At 43.0% G+C, this 18,473-nt stretch carries 21 protein-coding genes; 11 read left to right on the top strand and 10 right to left on the bottom strand.

Going from position 1 to position 18,473, the window contains the following annotated elements; genetic code table 11:
• The first annotated feature begins 52 nt into the window (after positions 1–52).
• The 5 genes from GO495_RS01090 (at position 53) to GO495_RS01070 (ending at position 2,687) form a co-directional block, all read left to right on the top strand.
• Positions 53–442 carry a VOC family protein gene (locus GO495_RS01090; RefSeq protein WP_205691187.1) on the top strand — a complete coding sequence of 130 codons (390 nt, stop codon included), beginning with the start codon at positions 53–55 and terminating at the stop codon, positions 440–442.
• A gap of 52 nt (positions 443–494) precedes the next feature.
• Positions 495–1,001 carry a GbsR/MarR family transcriptional regulator gene (locus GO495_RS01085; protein ID WP_157297864.1) on the top strand — a complete coding sequence of 169 codons (507 nt, stop codon included), beginning with the start codon at positions 495–497 and terminating at the stop codon, positions 999–1,001.
• A 170-nt stretch (positions 1,002–1,171) separates the two neighbouring features.
• Complete coding sequence (locus tag GO495_RS01080; protein ID WP_157297863.1) at positions 1,172–1,540, top strand: CoA-binding protein; 369 nt, start codon at positions 1,172–1,174, stop codon at positions 1,538–1,540.
• A gap of 112 nt (positions 1,541–1,652) precedes the next feature.
• Positions 1,653–2,126: a ribonuclease H-like YkuK family protein gene (locus tag GO495_RS01075; protein ID WP_089783572.1), complete on the top strand. Its 474-nt coding sequence runs from the start codon at positions 1,653–1,655 to the stop codon at positions 2,124–2,126.
• 171 nt (positions 2,127–2,297) lie between these two features.
• On the top strand, positions 2,298–2,687 hold the full coding sequence (locus GO495_RS01070; protein WP_157297862.1) for a hypothetical protein: 390 nt from the start codon (positions 2,298–2,300) through the stop codon (positions 2,685–2,687).
• Here GO495_RS01070 and yihA read toward each other — a convergent pair.
• Positions 2,684–3,292, bottom strand: coding sequence for a ribosome biogenesis GTP-binding protein YihA/YsxC (gene yihA / locus GO495_RS01065; RefSeq protein WP_157297861.1), 609 nt, complete (start codon positions 3,290–3,292; stop codon positions 2,684–2,686). The genes GO495_RS01070 and yihA overlap by 4 nt on opposite strands.
• A gap of 106 nt (positions 3,293–3,398) precedes the next feature.
• On the opposite strand from yihA, the gene ubiE reads away from it, so the two are divergent.
• The 6 genes from ubiE (at position 3,399) to GO495_RS01035 (ending at position 9,728) form a co-directional block, all read left to right on the top strand.
• Positions 3,399–4,133 (top strand): bifunctional demethylmenaquinone methyltransferase/2-methoxy-6-polyprenyl-1,4-benzoquinol methylase UbiE, encoded by a 735-nt coding sequence (ubiE, locus tag GO495_RS01060; protein ID WP_157297860.1) that lies wholly within the window; start codon positions 3,399–3,401, stop codon positions 4,131–4,133.
• A complete protein-coding gene (gene porT / locus GO495_RS01055; RefSeq protein ID WP_157297859.1) occupies positions 4,082–4,807 on the top strand; it encodes a type IX secretion/gliding motility protein PorT/SprT in 726 nt (241 codons plus the stop codon). The genes ubiE and porT overlap by 52 nt, the downstream gene beginning before the upstream one ends.
• 30 nt (positions 4,808–4,837) lie before the next feature.
• The gene (locus GO495_RS01050; RefSeq protein WP_157297858.1) at positions 4,838–6,184 is read left to right on the top strand and encodes a dihydroorotase; all 1,347 of its coding nucleotides are present in this window, start codon (positions 4,838–4,840) and stop codon (positions 6,182–6,184) included.
• Positions 6,185–6,236: 52 nt separating this feature from the next.
• Positions 6,237–7,565: a MutS-related protein gene (locus GO495_RS01045; RefSeq protein ID WP_157297857.1), complete on the top strand. Its 1,329-nt coding sequence runs from the start codon at positions 6,237–6,239 to the stop codon at positions 7,563–7,565.
• 99 nt (positions 7,566–7,664) lie between these two features.
• On the top strand, positions 7,665–9,206 hold the full coding sequence (locus tag GO495_RS01040) for a YifB family Mg chelatase-like AAA ATPase (RefSeq protein WP_157297856.1): 1,542 nt from the start codon (positions 7,665–7,667) through the stop codon (positions 9,204–9,206).
• A gap of 138 nt (positions 9,207–9,344) precedes the next feature.
• On the top strand, positions 9,345–9,728 hold the full coding sequence (locus GO495_RS01035) for a hypothetical protein (RefSeq protein WP_157297855.1): 384 nt from the start codon (positions 9,345–9,347) through the stop codon (positions 9,726–9,728).
• Positions 9,729–9,810: 82 nt separating this feature from the next.
• Here the strand turns inward: GO495_RS01035 and GO495_RS01030 are convergent, their stop codons facing one another.
• The 9 genes from GO495_RS01030 to nuoJ form a co-directional block, all read right to left on the bottom strand.
• Complete coding sequence (locus GO495_RS01030) at positions 9,811–10,500, bottom strand: hypothetical protein (protein ID WP_157297854.1); 690 nt, start codon at positions 10,498–10,500, stop codon at positions 9,811–9,813.
• 38 nt (positions 10,501–10,538) lie between these two features.
• Positions 10,539–11,402 (bottom strand): DMT family transporter, encoded by an 864-nt coding sequence (locus GO495_RS01025; protein ID WP_157297853.1) that lies wholly within the window; start codon positions 11,400–11,402, stop codon positions 10,539–10,541.
• A gap of 228 nt (positions 11,403–11,630) precedes the next feature.
• Positions 11,631–11,924: a hypothetical protein gene (locus tag GO495_RS01020; RefSeq protein ID WP_157297852.1), complete on the bottom strand. Its 294-nt coding sequence runs from the start codon at positions 11,922–11,924 to the stop codon at positions 11,631–11,633.
• Positions 11,925–11,978: 54 nt separating this feature from the next.
• Complete coding sequence (locus GO495_RS01015; protein WP_157297851.1) at positions 11,979–12,428, bottom strand: Hsp20/alpha crystallin family protein; 450 nt, start codon at positions 12,426–12,428, stop codon at positions 11,979–11,981.
• A 411-nt stretch (positions 12,429–12,839) separates the two neighbouring features.
• Positions 12,840–14,279, bottom strand: a complete 1,440-nt coding sequence (locus GO495_RS01010) for an NADH-quinone oxidoreductase subunit N (RefSeq protein WP_157297850.1) — start codon at positions 14,277–14,279, stop codon at positions 12,840–12,842.
• Positions 14,272–15,741: a complex I subunit 4 family protein gene (locus GO495_RS01005; protein WP_157297849.1), complete on the bottom strand. Its 1,470-nt coding sequence runs from the start codon at positions 15,739–15,741 to the stop codon at positions 14,272–14,274. The genes GO495_RS01010 and GO495_RS01005 overlap by 8 nt, the downstream gene beginning before the upstream one ends.
• Positions 15,738–17,624 carry an NADH-quinone oxidoreductase subunit L gene (gene nuoL, locus GO495_RS01000; RefSeq protein WP_157297848.1) on the bottom strand — a complete coding sequence of 629 codons (1,887 nt, stop codon included), beginning with the start codon at positions 17,622–17,624 and terminating at the stop codon, positions 15,738–15,740. The genes GO495_RS01005 and nuoL overlap by 4 nt, the downstream gene beginning before the upstream one ends.
• Before the next feature lie 7 nt (positions 17,625–17,631).
• Complete coding sequence (gene nuoK, locus GO495_RS00995; RefSeq protein ID WP_157297847.1) at positions 17,632–17,940, bottom strand: NADH-quinone oxidoreductase subunit NuoK; 309 nt, start codon at positions 17,938–17,940, stop codon at positions 17,632–17,634.
• A 4-nt stretch (positions 17,941–17,944) separates the two neighbouring features.
• Positions 17,945–18,463: an NADH-quinone oxidoreductase subunit J gene (gene nuoJ, locus GO495_RS00990; protein ID WP_157297846.1), complete on the bottom strand. Its 519-nt coding sequence runs from the start codon at positions 18,461–18,463 to the stop codon at positions 17,945–17,947.
• Between the last annotated feature and the right edge of the window lie 10 nt (positions 18,464–18,473).

The raw sequence follows: 18,473 nt of genomic DNA, 5'->3' as shown, positions 1-18,473 counted from the left end.
TTTGCCATATAATTATTTAAATTTAGGTAGCCCCATAACAATGATACCACATATGGAAATTCCTAAGAATGCATTAAACTGGTTCGAAATCCCTGTACATGATTTTGACAGGGCAAGGAAATTCTACAGCCAAATTTTCGACTATGAAATGCCTGAAAGTAACACTGGTTACAAACGAATGGGCTTCTTCCTTTATGATCATCAGAATGGCGGCGCAGGCGGCGCTATCGTACAGGGAGCAGAATACCTCCCCAGCCAGCGCGGTGCATTGATCTACCTGCACGCCGGTAATGATCTTATCTCCGTACTAAACCGTGTAGAAGAAGCAGGCGGTAAAATAGAACTGGGTAAACGCCTCGTATCCGAAGAGCAGGACCTTGGCTACTTCGCTATCATCTATGATATAGATAACAACAGGGTTGCCCTCCACTCTATGCATTAAGCATACTTTCAAATACTTTTGAAAGTTCAGTAACTATATATATCTTTGTGTTATGAAGTTAACAGAGGCAAAGGCACAATTTATCCAAACCTGGGGTTCCCTGGGTGCCCAGTGGGGTATTAACCGCACAATGGCCCAGATCCACGCGTTGCTGATGATTATGCCAGATCCTTTAAGTGCAGAGGATATTATGGCGGAACTCAACATCTCCCGCGGTAATACCAATATGAACGTACGGGAACTGATTAACTGGGGACTGGTAGAAAGAGTGCTGATTCCCGGCGAAAGGAAAGAATACTTCAGTGCAGAAAAAGATATCTGGAAAGTAGCCACCGATATTGCCCGTGAAAGGAAACGCAGGGAACTGGACCCTATCATCAAAACACTCAACCAGTTACAGGAAGTAGAAGGCGATACCAAAGACAAACATGTCAAAGCGTTTAAAGATTCCATCCATAACATCAACAAATTCGCTCATCAGACGGATAAAACGATCAGCACCTTCATTAAATCAGAAGAAAGCTGGTTTTATTCTACTCTGCTAAAGCTATTCAAGTAGCTTTTTTTTGTTTATGTATTTCAGTGTTTATTGAAAGTTCTGAATTAATATCCCAACTGCCAAGGAGGCGGTATCAGCTTCTTTAGCCATTCTGGTTTAATGTTTGTGTTTTAAGATTGAAGGATGCGGGGCCGGCACTTGTCGGCCCCGCTTAATTTAAAACAAAGATTATGAGCGATAAGAAACTTACGGTAGTACTGGGCGCCTCTCCTAACCCGGGCAGGTATAGTTACCTGGCAGTAAACCGGTTGGTAGCGAAGGGACATCCCGTACTGGCTATCGGCAAAAGAGACGGACAAATAGGCGATATCCCCATCACAAAAGATCATCCTCTTCCCGGAAATGTAGATACGGTAACGCTGTATATGAATCCCGGATTACAAAAGGAATACTACGATTATATCTTCCAGCTGCATCCCAAAAGAATCATCTTCAACCCCGGTACGGAGAATGATGAACTGGCAAAACAGGCTGAGAGTAAAGGGATAGAACCCGTGGAAGCATGTACGCTGGTGATGCTGAGCACCGGACAATACTAGTTATCTGAATATTTTGTATATTCGGATATACCAGATTCATAAGACCGGCATTACTACAAGACTGGCATTAATGTAACTGCGAAGCCTATTCACTCTAATCATATATACAATGATGAAATGGAGAAGATTCAACGGCGAACCAATTCATTTGCCCATTAAGGAAGAAGTGCGGGAGGCCATTATCCGGGAAACCGGTAAGGGCTTTCACCTGAAAGTATGTATTGGCACAGACTCACAGGTAAAAGGTGCTGACACGGAATTTGCTACGGTGATCGTTTTTCTGCGCGAGGGACATGGAGGTTTCATGTTCATTCACAATGAAAAAACCAAAGATGTGTATTCCATTAAAGAGCGTATGCTCATTGAAGTGGCCAAAAGCATTGAGATCGCTTACGAACTCTGTGACATGTTCACCGACTACGATGTAGACATGGAAGTACATGCAGACATTAACACCAATCCCCAGTTTAAAAGTAACCTGGCCTTACGCGAAGCAATGGGTTATATACTGGGTATGGGATTCGCCTTTAAAGCCAAACCGGATGCATTTGCCAGCAGCTGCTGTGCAGATAAGATGGTGAACTAAAAGGCTGTTAACCTTACTATTACCCCCCCTTTTTTGGACGTGCTTCGCACATCCATAGGAATCTATCCCCCTTAACTTTCCCGTTTTTGCAGTTCTAGTGGTTCAAATATATCTCAGGGTAAAATTGTAACATTAAAAAGGTGACGCCCGTTTTAAAGGCAAATCTGCTTCATGTATATCCGTATCTGTACTGTATTGCTATTCTTACTCTGCTCAGCTTCTCAATGTAAAAAGGAAAGTTTAAAAACGCTGCGCGATAAATTAAAGGGTAGCTGGAAACTGGAATACTATACAGGAGGATTTACCGGCAGGGGTTCTAAACTAACTCCGGGACGGCTTTCGATTACAAAATTTGATAAAGTTATAGAATGGAAATATGAGCATGATACCATGGTTTCATCACTTCCATACACCGTTGTAATGCACAATAACCAACCCTGTATCAGGATAAAAGATCATCAGCAGACCATCAATTATTCCATTGCTATCAGCCATGATACACTCTTCATGCAACAGATGGATGGCGCAGACATGTTTGGAGAAGTATATACCCGTTATTAGGCTATCGCCCTGAACTGCATATTCATTTCATCAATGAATGTCAGGATCTTATCCCTTCCCATTTTCTTTTCAGTGCTGGTAACGTAGTTTGCCGGCAGGAATTCCCATGTTTCCTTTAGCTTATTGAGGAAGGCTTTTACATTACGGCTCACATTCAGCTGTGTACTCTTATCAGCCTTGGTAAATACCAGGCTGAATGGTACGCGCCATTCACCCAGCTGGTTAACAAAGTCAAGGTCTAACTGCTGAGGCGTATGACGGCTGTCTATCAGTACAAATACATTTACGAGGTTCTCCCGTTTACGCAGATAATCTTCTATCATCTTCTCCCATTTCTTCCGTTGCGCCTGGCTTACTTTGGCAAAGCCGTAACCGGGCAGATCGACAATATACCAGTCCTTATTGATAATAAAGTGATTGATTAACTGGGTTTTACCCGGTGTACCGGATGTTTTTGCCAGTTTCTCGTGGTTGGTCAGCATATTTATCAGGGACGATTTTCCCACGTTGGAACGCCCTATAAAGGCATATTCCGGCAGGGTTGCCGGCGGGCACTTGTCATATTCCACATTGCTGATAAGATATTCTGCTGATTTAATAATCATATTCTTGCTTATAGTTCGCGCCCCGGAGGCCGCAGAATGTTTTAAAATACAAAAGTACTTCTTATCCCCCTCACATTATCATATTTACACCCTAACTTTGCGGGCTATGTCAGATAAGAAGATAGTGCCATTTGCTACGTCAAATTTAAGCAAGAAGGAACAAATAGCGGAAATGTTCAATGACATTGCTTACCGCTACGACTTTTTGAACCACTTTATGTCCATGGGGATAGATATCCAGTGGCGTAAAAAAGCATTGAGAAAATTAAAAGATCTGCAGCCAAAAAAGATGCTGGATGTGGCAACCGGGACCGGGGATTTTGCCATTATGGCTCATAAAATGTTGCAACCCAATAGTGTTACGGGTATAGACATCTCCGAAGGGATGCTCTCCCATGGCCGCGAAAAGATCAATAAGCTGGGCCTGTCCGATAAAATAACCCTTGAATTGGGCGACAGCGAAACAATAAGTTTTCCCGACCAGACGTTTGATGCCATAACGGTGGCGTTTGGCGTGAGGAACTTTGAACACCTGGAAAAAGGACTGTCAGAAATGTTACGTGTACTGAAGCCGGGAGGTAAATTAGTGATACTGGAATTTTCCAATCCCACTGTTTTTCCTATTAAACAATTATATAATTTGTATTTTCGCTATATTACACCCCTGATAGGGAAATGGGTTGCACGAAGCGAAGCAGCATATAGTTATCTGCCGGCATCAGTAAAAGCATTCCCACAGGGTAAAGAAATGTGTAATATTTTAACTAATACCGGTTTCCAAGCAGTAACATGCAAAAAACTTACATTCGGCATCAGCTCTATTTATTGCGCATCCCGCTAGTACTATTCATCATCCTATGGAATTCAGGTGGTGCGAAAGCACAATACCAGATGAATATGGAAGAACACGATGCCAAACCCTATTACTTTGGTATTACCCTCGCAGGGAATAACTCCAACTTTAAGTTGTTTCATGACGATATCTTCCTGAAACAGGATTCTATCGTAGTGGCAGAACCATTAAAAACCTTTGGGTTTAACCTGGGCCTGCTGGGCAACGTACGCCTGAGTGAGTTTTTTGACCTTCGTGTCAATCCTCAGTTGCTATTTGCGTCCAAAAACCTCTTCTACAAAGAGAACTATCCATACCGGGAAACGACCAAGAACATTGAGTCTATTCTCGTCAGTTTTCCTATACAGATCAAGTTCAAATCTGACCGTATCGGCAACATGCGTGTATACACCATTGCCGGTCTGAAGTACGACTATGACCTTGCTTCCAATGCCAGGGCCCGCCGTGCGGAAGAACTCGTTAAGATCAGAGCAGGCGATTATGGCTATGAACTGGGAGCTGGCTTCGAGTTCTATTTCCCCAGCTTTATCTTCTCGCCTGAATTCAAAATCAGCAATGGTTTGGGGAATGTACATGTGAAAGACCCCAATCTGCGCTACTCTAATGTCATCGATAAACTGCAATCCCGCATGCTCGTGTTTTCTATACACCTGGAAGGATAGTATAAACGACAGTTTATTATCTTTGCGGCTATGCAGAACTACTTAATCCGTAATATATCCGTGGTAAATGAAGGCCAAACCACGGTGCAGGACGTATACATCAGGAACGACCGCATTGAAAGGATAGCCCCTCAGCTACAGATTACAGAACAATACACTGAAATTAACGGGGAAGGTAAACACCTGCTGCCAGGCGTCATAGACGACCAGGTACATTTCCGTGAACCAGGTCTTACCCATAAAGCCAGCATCTATACGGAAGCCCGTGCAGCCGTAGCCGGTGGTACTACCAGCTTTATGGAAATGCCTAATACAAATCCTGCGGCCCTCACCCAGCAATTACTGGAAGATAAATATATCATCGCTTCCCAACATTCATTAGCCAACTACTCCTTCTTTATGGGTGTGGCCAATGATAATACAGAAGAAGTGCTGAGGACCAATGAAAAGAAAGACCGCATCTGTGGCGTTAAGATCTTTATGGGATCTTCCACCGGCAATATGCTGGTAGACAATTTCATTACGCTGGAACGCATTTTCTCCGGCAGTGAGCTGCTCATCGCGACCCACTGTGAAGAAGAGAAGATCATCAAAGCCAACATGGAGAAATACAAACAGGAAGTAGGAGCTGATAATCTTACCGTGGCCTATCACCCGCTGATCCGTAATGAGGAGGCCTGTTTCGAATCATCCCTGGTTGCTATACAGTTCGCCAAGAAACATAACTCCCGCCTGCACATCCTGCATATCTCCACAGAGAAAGAATTACAACTGTTCAGTAATATGCTGCCCTTAGCAGAGAAACGTATTACCGCAGAAGTATGTGTGCATCACCTCTACTTCACCGCAGATGATTATGCACGCTATGGCAACCTCATAAAATGTAATCCTGCCATCAAAGCAGAACATAATAAACACGGCCTCTGGAAAGGACTGCTCGATGACCGTCTGGACATCATTGCGACCGACCATGCTCCGCATACCTGGGAAGAAAAACAGCAGCCTTATTTACAGGCACCATCCGGTGTTCCTTTGGTGCAGCATAGTCTGCTGATGATGCTGGAACATGTAGCGCTGGGCAATATCTCTATAGAAAAAACAGTAGAGAAAATGAGCCATGCTCCTGCTATCTGTTTCCAGATCAAAGACAGAGGATATCTCCGGGAGGGCTACTTTGCCGATTGTGTGATTGTAGATCTGCAACAGGCTACAATGGTAGATAAAAGCAACGTGTACTACAAATGCGGATGGTCACCTTTTGAAGAACATACCTTCCCCGCTGCGGTTACACACACTTTTGTAAATGGCCACCTGGCCTACGAGAATGGTACTTTCCATGAATCAGTGAAAGGGCAGCGTTTGCTGTTCAACCGCTAATTATGGAAACTGCGGCTTTCCACATCTATATAAAAATAAAATATACCTGTGCATGGAATTGGATAAAACGACCTACTATGATCTCTCCATTTTTAACCGTGAGGAAGAGTTTTCGCTTTTTCATAAGCTGGACTTTACCACTACCACCGGTGGGAGGGATTATTTAAGGCAACTGTATAGTACGCCTTTGAAGGATATTCCATCCATTCAGAACAGGCAGCAGGCCTTGCAATATATCCTGAAACAGGAAGACAGCTGGCCGGTGGAAATCACCAACGGCACTATCGTGGTGATGGAGAATTACCTGGAAGCACAGATTGCACCTATCAGTAATCCTGAAGGCATTGCTTTAATGGTGAGCGCTGTACTTACACGCACCATGTATGCCCCTGATTATGGCTTTATCCAGTTTTCCTTTACACAATTACTGCATCTGCTGAAAGGCTTCCGCGGACTGGTGCACGGGTTCAATACAGATCAGACACCGAAGATCTTAAAGCAGTTATTAGACAGGGCACATCATCTCTTATATCAGAAAGAATTCAACGACATCATTGCTGCAGATGAACAGGGTGCTATCTCCTTTGTGCAAATCCTGCGTTATGATCATTATATCCGTAAAAAACACCGTAAAACAATTTCTGAATTACTGGACATCTACCGTAAGCTCGATGCCTTTTATTCGATGGCGAAAGCCGTGCGGCACTTCAATTTACAGTTCCCTGTTTTTGATGATCAGCCTAAACCTTTTGTTGAATTAGAAAAACTGTACCATATTATCCTGCCTAAACCGGTATCCTATGATATTGCACTGAAACCGCAATCTCATTTCCTATTCCTGACAGGTGCAAATATGGCGGGTAAAACTACCTTTATTAAAGCGGTGGGTGTTGCCGTGTTCCTTGCTCATATAGGTATGGGCGTACCGGCTCAAAGTATGCGTCTCAGTTTCTTTAACGGTATCTTCAGTAATATCTCCGTTACAGATAATATCTTTAAAGGAGAGAGCTATTTTTATAACGAGGTACAACGTATCAAGAATACGATTGTTAAGATATCTGATAACAGGAAATGGCTGGTGCTGATAGATGAAATGTTCAAAGGTACTAATGTGGAAGATGCCCGGAACTGTTCCCTGGCGGTGATTAACGGGTTATTACAGAGTACCAGTTGCCTCTTTATTCTATCTACACACCTGTATGAAATTGCGGATGAATTAGAGAAGGCACCTAATATCCGGTTTAAATATTTTGAATCAGAAGTGATAGATGATAATCTGTATTTTACTTACCAACTGAAAGATGGTATTGCAAAAGAAAAGATTGGATATCTGATCCTGAAGAGAGAAAAAGTTTTAGATCTTTTGAAAGAGATTAGATAAATTTCTACTTATAAGCACAATGCTTATTGGATCTTTTTGAAGAGATCTGATAAGCATTGTGCTTTTTTATTAACTTAGCGGATATAATTTTTTTCATCCATGATTGTTAAAACCTTTGGCAGCGCCGTTCAGGGCGTAGAAGCCATTTCCATTGTCATTGAAATCAATGTAGCACCTAAAGGCACTAAATTCTATATCGTCGGGTTACCCGATAATGCCGTTAAGGAAAGTGAACGGCGTATAGAATCTGCTATTACCAATTTAGGTTACCGTTTCCCCCGCTTCAGGACCGTCGTTAACATGGCTCCGGCAGATATCCGTAAAGCCGGTTCTGCTTACGATCTTCCCATCGCACTTTGTTTAATTGCTGCCTCAGGACAGATTAACGGTGAACAGTTACAGCACTATACTATTATGGGTGAATTATCTCTTGACGGGACTATCCTGCCCGTACGGGGTGCTTTACCAATGGCTATTCAAGCCAGGCAGGAAGGCTTTAAAGGGCTGATATTACCGGCCCAGAATGCCCGTGAAGCTGCGATGGTCAATAACCTGAATGTATATGGGGTTACTCATCTTCGCGAAGTGATCACATTTTTCCAGGAACCGGGTACTTTACAACCCGTACAGGTGAATACACGCGAAGAATTCTTCTCTACAGAACATCATTTTGATATAGACTTCAACGATGTAAAAGGACAATATACCATTAAACGTGCGATGGAAATCTCTGCTGCGGGTGGGCATAATGCTTTGCTAATAGGCCCTCCGGGAGCCGGTAAGACGATGCTGGCCCAAAGATTATGTACGATACTCCCACCTCTCAGTTTGCAGGAAGCACTGGAAACAACTAAAATCCATTCTGTCGCCGGCAAATTACCCATACATGCTTCTTTAATTACACAGCGGCCGTTCCGTGCACCACATCATACTATCAGTGATACTGCATTAGTAGGTGGTGGAACTATTCCCCAGCCAGGGGAGATTTCCCTGGCACACAATGGTGTGCTGTTTTTAGACGAACTCCCGGAGTTCAGGCGTAAGGCACTGGAAGTAATGCGGCAGCCCATTGAAGAGCGTAAAGTCACCATTTCAAGGGCTAAAATGTCGGTAGACTTCCCCGCAGGCTTCATGCTGATAGCGTCTATGAACCCCTGCCCCTGCGGTTATTTTAACCATCCTGAAAAGGAATGCACCTGTCCTCCGGGCATGGTACAACGTTACCTGAACAAGGTATCCGGACCATTGATGGACAGGATAGATTTGCAGATAGAAGTGACGCCCGTACCGGTGAATTCCCTACTCGAACATACCACCGGTGAACCCAGTGAGATTATCCGTCAGAGAGTCATTGCAGCAAGGGACATACAGATACTACGGTTTGCCGGACACCCGGGTATTCATTGCAATGCACAGATGAGCACAAAATTGATGAATATATATTGCAAACTGGATACTCCCTCAGAAACCTTGCTGCGGAATGCCATGAATAAGCTGAAACTCTCGGCCAGAGCATATGACAGGATATTAAAAGTAAGCCGTACGATTGCGGATTTAGCTGCCGGGGAAAATATACAGCCTATGCATATTGCGGAGGCTATACAGTATAGAAGTTTAGACAGAGAAAATTGGTGGGGATAGTTGATACCCACACAGTTGTATTCCTGCCAGAAACATTCAACAAAAGCAGATAAAATTTTAAGTAATTTCATGTCCTTCACAAGTTGCTGGCTATACTTTAACTAAAATAAATAGCCAGAAACTATTAATAATATCGACATGAAGTATCTGATCTTATTTTGTTTTACACTATTAGTAACAAATTGCGATGCTCAGACAAGTCCCGTAAATGTGGTAAAGGAATACCTTTCTGCTATTGACAGCTTTGATTATGTAAAGGCAAAAAAATTGCTTATTCTAAATGACAACAACCTTAAATCATTACAAAATATTAAAAAAGCTTCGGACAGTATGACACCGTCTAAAAGAGCTAAATACCTCAGCAACAAAAAGGTTTATCATTTTAAAGAAGAAAAGGTTTCAGCTGAAACAGCCAAAATTATTGCAACCAACAACCAGGGGGATTTTACTGTTGCCATAGTATTTAATTTGAAAAAGGTTGGAAATAAATGGTTGATTAATGATTATACAAGCGATATTTAATACCTTCCAGTGCAGGTATTAAATATTAATCCGAGCAACAACATCCCTATAAATAGCAAGGCTCTCTTTATTAATGAGTATATCAGTCAGGGGATACCCCTACAACAACCGGCGATTGCTTATAGTCTTTGTCTATCGCCTTTCTTACTATAAAACGGTAACAATCTTCCGGTTTTGTAGCCCATAAGGTTGTCTTATTTAATTGATCATTGACAAATTTTCGCCACTTCTCAAAGGCTCCCTCCTTTTTGTTAATTATAACCTCTTCGGCGTAAACGCTATTCATTTGCTGCCGCCCTGCTTTGGTATCTTTTATAACGGTTGAATACATTAGAAGCAAACTCCCGTATCCTTTCATTGTATCCTGGTACATAGACAATTGTTGTCTCGCCCACCTGGCCCAGATCTCAGCAATATCAAAATAAACCTGATGTATCGCTATCTGCATTGTATCATTTGTAATAGCAAAAGATGCTGTCTTGTCAAAAGCAGGTACGATATATACTTTTTCTAATTTCCGTCCCCGGTCTTTCTTTTTTTTGGGAATATCAAGGATTGACCATATTCCAATGTAAGCCTCCATCTGCAAGCCAACTTTTTTGTACCATTCTGTATACTTTCCACCAACCGTGTCTCCTCTATAATCATTATAAGTTAATGTGATACCAGGCTGCCAAAAAATATAGGCACTGTCCTGCGTTGGGTAGTTAAACTGAGCAAAAGAGTTTAAGCTTACAATTAATAAAATAAAAGTAATAGTCAACTTAACCATATTATTTTAATTTAGCAGTAATCAGTTAAATGTACATCTTATTTTCTAACTGAAATCAGTGTCTGTAACAGGACAGAAGTCATCACAAAAAGTAACCCAACGTAAAACGACAGATTCAATTCCTTACTCTCATTAAAGAATATAAAAGCCAGTATAATCGCATATACAGGTTCAAGATTAAAACTCAGATTCACTGTAAAAGCGGATATGCGTTTTAAAGATTCGGCAAACAAAATGTAAAGAACTACAGTACAAAAGGAAGATAACAAAATCAGGTATCCTGTATCTTTCAGACCTGGAAGTATGTTTTTTACAGGAAAGAAATAAAGATATACAGGAAGTAAAACGCCCAGACCTACTGTTCCTCCTATCATTTGATAGTAATTGATTAGTCTACTGTCATATGCTCTAACCAGTCTCTCATTATATACGGTGTAGAGTGCCGCAAAAGCTGAAGATATTACCCCCAGAGCTATACCTAATTGATATGACGAATCGAAATGGAAAATTAAACCTATGCCCAGCAATGTGATTGCACTTAACAATAATTCGGATAAATTAAGCCTGCGCCGGTTTATCAGTGGGCTAAAGATTGCAGTGAAAAAGCTGGTTAAACAATAGCAGACTACCCCCACCGAGATGTTCGAGTATTTGATGCTGGCATAGAAAAACACCCAATGCACAGTAATGAACATCCCAATTTTCGCAATATCAAATTTCTCTTTGAATTTGATATTTGTTGCTACGCTGAATAGTTTAACAACAAGCGATAAAATAATAGCAGAGAAAAATACCCTATACCAAACTAAGAGCCCTTCGTTGAGTGATATGAGCTTGCCAAATATACCGGTAAAGCCAGCAAGAATTACGGCAATGTGTAAGCCAAAATATGATTTTTTCATATAGGATCATCTGCCCGTTCTTAAGAACAAGAAATTAAAGATTAATAAATAAACTGGCTTGTCACTGAAGTTAAAATGACGATAACCGGATCGCCCAAAACATAGGTTACAAGATGTGTTAATTATTAAACCCTGGAGGGGGAAGACAACTCTTTCTGTCCATATCTGTAATTTGAGACCAAAATAGTAAAACTAATGCGGATAACAAGAAATGAGCAAAGTATTATACTAAACCATATTCAGCATCCTGAACGTCTCTTTGAGGATAACTTTTATATTTTCACTCATCTCACATAGTGTGCATCCAAGTGTGTCTAAAACAGTATCCAGCCCTTGCTCATTAGTTGCCATTAACTCCAGTCGCAATACTGTTCTACTCATTGCTATACTATTACCATTGAGTTGCGCAAACAATTCGGAGGCTTCCTCTTTATCGTGTCCAACGAAAAAGCTTCCTGTTTGAACGTAGCCGTTTCCTACATACATGTTAATAGTAACACTGTAGCTTGTTGCCTCCAACATAACTATACTTTTAAAAAATGGAATAAAAAACCCGCCCTGTTGGGCGGGCTTCGATTATTCTACTGCAATTACCCGCGGAGCACTCTGTTTGACTTCTTCCTTTTTAGGAATCGTCAGATACAGGAGCCCATTTTCATAACGGGCATTGATCTTTTCTGGGTCCACAACGTTTTTGGGTAGTTCAAAACTGCGCTGAAATGACTGATAGCTAAATTCCCTGCGGATATAGTTTTCTTCCTTTTTTTCATCCTCGTGCTCCCTGGATGAAGAAATCGTCAGCAGGTTGCCATTCAGCGTAATATCAAAGTCTTTTTTGTCCATACCTGGAGCTACTACTTCCACCTCAAAATCATTGGATGTTTCTTTAATGTTTACTGAAGGCACGGTAGTACTGGTAGCAGAAAAATTATTGTTTCCCCAATTAAAAAGTTCGCGGCTGAAAAGGTCGTCGAACAACGCCGGGAATGGAGGGAATACATTCCCGCTCCTTTTGATGAGAGACATAATAACCTCCTTTTTAATAGTTGAAGAATAAATTTAATAATCCGATTGAAGAGGTCGGCCAACCCTTTCTCTTAAAAAATCATCAAAGGTTATGCCACCAAAAGCGGACTGATTTTTTTTCAGAAAATCTGACATTTTTTATGCTTGATCTTAAAAAATGACAGTTCTGTATTTTCCCTGATTATAATTCTGGCAAGCCGATCATATATTTAAGGCTGTGCCTGCAAACCAGCTCTTTTCTGCGTTCCTTTATCAGGTTTAAACAAAAGGCAGAGGCAGCCAGACTTGTTGGTGGGCTTACAATGACCTTATTTGCAGTTTTATTACCTTTAAAGGAAAAAATGGAAAACAGAGGGCTACCTGGGAGAACCTGGAACCAATAGTAATGCAGATGATATTACCATTGGAATTTTAATGCAGCAACAGGAAGGTCCGTATACTACTGAGTATAATGCCCGGAAATACCCCCAGCCAACACAACAGACCTGCCATGATCACTAATGTTATATAAGTGGAGATATGAAAAAACGGATGTATCGTTTTGGGCATACTTTCGGTTGACACTGTTGAAGAAAACAGGGTAGTGATGATACGCAGGTAATAATATAAACCAATCACGCTGGTCAATACCAGGACGATCAGCGGTAGCCAGACGGCTTGTTGTACACCGGCAGAAAGTATAAAGAATTTTGCCAGAAAACCGGCAGTCAACGGGATGCCCGCCAGGGAGAACAATGCAATAGCCAGTATAGAGGCAATAATGGGTTGTTTCCAGATCAGTCCTTCATATATATTGAGATTATCCGCTTCCCGCTGCCTGGAAGAGAGGAGAATGATCACCCCAAAGGCAGTTAATAATGTAATTGCATACGCGATCAGGTAAAAAATGGCGGCTTCTGTTCCCGCTTCATTGCCGGGGAGAAATGCCACGAGTAAGTACCCGAAATGTGCAATGGAAGAATAGGCCAGCAGGCGTTTAAGATTTTGTTGCCGCAGTGCCAGGATATTCCCTGCTATCATGGAAGCAATGGAAATGACGGAAAAAATGATGATGACCAGCGGATAATGTTGCAAATGAATGATCTGTGAAAAGCGGAGCAGTACCGCAAATGTCCCGATCTTTGAAATGGTGGCAATAAAAGCCGTAACAGGGGAAGGGGAACCCTGATAAACGTCTGCCGCCCAGAGATGGAATGGTACAAGGGCCAGCTTAAAACCAATCGCTACGACGATCATACCAAGTCCCATCAGGAACAATGGAGAGGCCCCTGCCTGCCCTAACACTGTTGCTATGCCGGCAAATTTCATACTACCTGTTTCCATATAGATAAGTGCCATTCCAAAGAGAAGGAAAGCAGATGAAATAGCTGCCAGTATAAGGTACTTCATGCCTGCTTCCACCGCATTATTACGGTTTCGCAGGTAGGCGATCAATGCATATAAGCTTACGCTTAATAATTCCAGTCCGATGAAAAGTGAGATGAAATGCTGACTGATAGTAAGTATGGCTGCTCCCAGGGTGGCCAGGAATAAGAGTATATAATATTCTTTGGGATTCTCTTCCCGTTCTTCAAAGTAGATGTATGAAAACAAGCCTATCACCAATACGGAGAAAATGATGAGACCTGTGAATAAAGCTGCCTGCCCATCCACTATAAAAAGTGGTGCTATCTCCTTCGGTAATGTATCTTTTACATACCATGTTGCGAAAACCACCAGGCACATCATCAGGAACCCAACTACCTGGATGACAGTATGGCTCAGCCGGAAAGCAATCAGTAATATCACAATGACAGATGCCATTGCCAACACAATAAAAGGAAGCAGTGCTAAAAGTTGCAGTTCATTCATGGATTGAAGGATGAATCGTAGATAAATGGCGCACGGTATCTATTACAGGCTGCGGGAATAGCCCCAGTATCACAATACTGATGCTTAGCGCGGCCATAATGATAAATTCTCTGGTACTGATATCCTTTACAGGTACTGTAACGGTCTGTTGTCCCATGAATACTTTCTGCAGCATGCGCAGCGAATACAGGGCTGAAAGAATTAACCCAAGCGTGGCTATCACACTGAAGACCGGGTTACCCGCAAATGCACCCAACAGGATGAAGAACTCCGCAATGAAGTTACCCAACGCAGGAAGTCCGGCAGAAGCCATTGTAAACAGAATGGCAACTCCTCCCAGCGCCGGCATGGAAGTCCATAAGCCGCCCATCTGTGTAATATCCCTGGTATGCAGTCTTTCCTTGAGCATACCGGCCATCACGAACAGCGCTCCGGTACTGATACCATGCGTAAGGATCTGCATCACTACTCCCTGCATCGCGATATTACTGAAAGAGAAAATACCCACCAGCACAAAACCCATATGGCTCACGGAAGTATATGCGATCAGACGCTTCAGGTCTGTTTGTGAAAAAGCCAGTAAGGCTCCATAGATAATACCTGTAACACCAAGGAATATCATCCATGGGGCAATTGAAACAGATGCCTCAGGGAAGAAAGGCAAAACAAAACGAATGATCCCGTAAGCCCCTGTCTTCAATAATAAACCCGCCAGTAAAAGACTGCCCGCGGTAGGTGCTTCACTATGCGCATCCGGCAACCAGTTATGAAAAGGTACTACCGGCAGCTTAATGGCAAATGCAAAGAGGAATCCCAGCATGATCCATTTTGCTGTGGCGCCATCTGTTACTGTATGTAGCAGACCGAAATAATCGAAAGTGTAGTTGCCTGTCTGCCGCCCATGAATGAAATACAGGGCCAGGATAGCTAATAACATGAGCAGACTGCCTACCTGTGTAAAGATGAAAAATTTATACGCGGCATAACGGCGGCGGGCATCGCCCCATATGACGATCAGGAAAAACATGGGGATCAGCATGATCTCCCAGCAGAAATAGAACAGGAAGAGGTCCATCGCAATGAACACTCCACTGATACCTGCCAGTGACCATAACAGGCAGAAAAAATAGAAACCCGTTTTTTCGCGGACCTCTTTCCACGAACAGAGCACGGATAAGATGCCAAGGAAGAAAGTCAGCAGTAATAATAAATGACTGAATCCATCCAGGGCCACGTGGAAACTGATACCCACTGACGGTATCCAGTTCGCCTGGTAATTGATGAACCAGGATGTATTATCCGGAAATGCCTCGTAGACACGGAAAAGCCAGCATGCGATCAACATGTCCGCGATGACAGTGAGCAAGGCTATCCACTTTGCAAGTAAGGGTAGTCTTTGCGCTGTCAGCCAGCATAATATGCCACCGCTAAGTAATATGCATATCATCCAGATCAGTATCATAGCAATAATTGTAAGGTGATGATAAAGAGGATACCAATCAACACTCCGGCAACATACCATCTTAAAGAACCATTCTGGAAGAAGGAGAACAGTTTATTGAGCTGCAGGTGAATATCAGCGATGCCGGTATATAGTTTGTCTGTTACATCGGATTTATTAATGCGGGTGATGAACAGGAAAGGTCTTACCAGCAAGGTATCATACAGCTGGTCAAATCTCCATCCGTTCAACAGGAAGTTTCGTACCGTCATTACATTTGCTGACTGCCGCCACAGTGTCATCAATTCACTTTGCCTGTAGTATAACGCATAGCCGGTATAAATACCGAAGAGAGACACAACTACTGCTATCAGCTGGAATACTATTTCCTCCGGCAGATGGGGTTTCAGTTGGGTAACCGGCAATACCTGTTGCACCTGTTCGGAAAAAAGAGAGATGTGCAAAAGATTATGCGGCCATTCTATCCAGCCGCCTGCTATTGAAAAGAAAGCCAGGATGATCAGCGGGACAGTCATAATACCTGAGGGAAGATGACCGGGCGTTGTTTTCATGTCTCCCCAGAATACAACCAGTATCAGCCTTGTAGAATAAAATGCGGTAATAAAAGCTCCCGACAGTGCTAATGCCCAAAGTGCGGGATGTCCGCCGCCGGCACTCCACGCATACCAGAGGATCTGGTCTTTACTAAAAAACCCTGCGGTGACCAATGGTAATGCTGCTAATGCAGCCGCACCGATGGTAAAGGTGTAGTAGATGACCGGCATCTCCTTTCTCAGACCGCCCATTTTAAAAATGTTATGTTCATGGTGTAATGTTTCAATAACAGCACCGGCGGCAAGGAATAACAGCGCTTTAAAGAACGCATGTGTAAAGAAATGAAAGATAGCGGCACTCCAGGCTCCTACGCCCATGGCCAGGAACATATACCCGATCTGGCTGATAGTAGAGTAAGCCAGTACTCTTTTTATATCGGTCTGGACCATGGCACTGCAGCCTGCCATGAAGAGGGTAACCGCGCCGATTACTGCTGTGACATGCATCGCCAGCGGGGATAGTTCAAATATCGTATGCATCCTTGAAATGAGATACACACCCGCAGTTACCATTGTTGCTGCATGGATTAAGGCACTTACCGGAGATGGGCCAGCCATTGCATCCGGCAACCAGGTCTGCAGGGGAAGTTGTGCCGATTTACCAATGCCGCCCGACAGCAATAATAATGCGATGAGCGTAATGGTAGCGGAACCACTGTTAAAATGTTGTGTTGACTGTATAAGTATATCCGGGATGTACAATGTCCCCAGCTCTTTAAAAATAAGAAAGAGACCAATGATCATAGCAGTGTCCCCGATACGGGTGATCACAAAAGCTTTATTCGCGGCCCTGTAATTGGCCGGCGTTTCATACCAGAACCCGATGAGCAGATAACTACATAATCCTACTCCTTCCCAACCCAGGTACAACAATACCAGGTTGTCCGCCATCACCAATAACAGCATGGCACAAACGAAGAGATTCATGCTGGCGAAAAAGCGTGCATAATCCCGGTCATTACGCATGAAGGCAATAGAATAAATATGGATCAGCGCTCCTATGAAAGTAATGATGCAAATAAAAATAAGTGATAGCGCATCTATGCGCAGACTTAAATCTGCCGATAAATGCCCTGTAAGAAACCAATGCCACAATAGCTGGGTATATACTGTACCTGGTGGTGATTGGAGGAAACGGACACCTAATATGATAGTGATAAGTGCAGACACACAAACACTGCCGGCCCCTATCCCTGCAATGAAATTACGGGACAAATATTTCCCTGCCAGTGATAACACCAGGAAGCCGATGAGAGGCAGTGCAGGTATCAGATACAGGTATTGTTCCATATAAAATTTAATCTTTTAATTCCTTTAGTTGTTCAATATCCAATGTCTTGTGCTGATGATGAATCTGTAGTACCAGCGCCAGTGCTACGGAGACTTCTGCGGCTGCCATGGCCAGGATGAACAGGTACATGATCTGTCCGTCCGGCTGCTGCCATCTGGCCCCGGCAACTACAAAGGCTAGTCCGGCTGCATTGAGCATGATCTCAATGGAAAGCAGCATGAAGATGACATTCCTCCTGATCAATGCTCCTGCCAGCCCCAGTACGAACAGTATGGCGGCAACTATTAAGACCGTATGTGCGTGAATAGATGACATCGTTTTATGTTTGCAGGAACCTGTGCAGGTTCTTCTTTTTATGTTTACCAATATGTGCAGCCCCTACAATTCCTGTCATCATCAGAAATCCCACCAATTCCACAGCAATGATATATTCTCCGTACAGCGACATTGACACCTGCCGTGGGGTAACAACAGCAAATGGCATAGCAACGGATTCTGGCCGTAACAGCAATATGATCATCTCTGCAAGTAATGCAAATGCCATTAAAGACGGGCCGATCCAGACTTTCGGTTGTAGCCATTCTTTCTCCTGAAGCGCGGTTTGCTTACCGAGGTTAAGCATCATTGTCACAAAAAGGAACAGCACCATAATAGCACCTGCATAAATGATCACTTCCAGTGCAGCTGCGAAAGGAGCTCCCAGCGAGAGGAATATAACAGCAATGGCCAAAAAAGAAACGACGAGATATAATAATGCATGTACCGGGCTATAGCGGGTGATCACCATAATAGTGGCGAGGATCGCAATGACTGATGATATGTAAAAAAGAAGGGGCATGTTCTTTAGT

This window comes from Chitinophaga oryziterrae, from assembly GCF_009758125.1.
Classification (GTDB): Bacteria; Bacteroidota; Bacteroidia; order Chitinophagales; family Chitinophagaceae; genus Chitinophaga; species Chitinophaga oryziterrae.
This window is presented reverse-complemented; position numbering and strand designations above follow the sequence as displayed.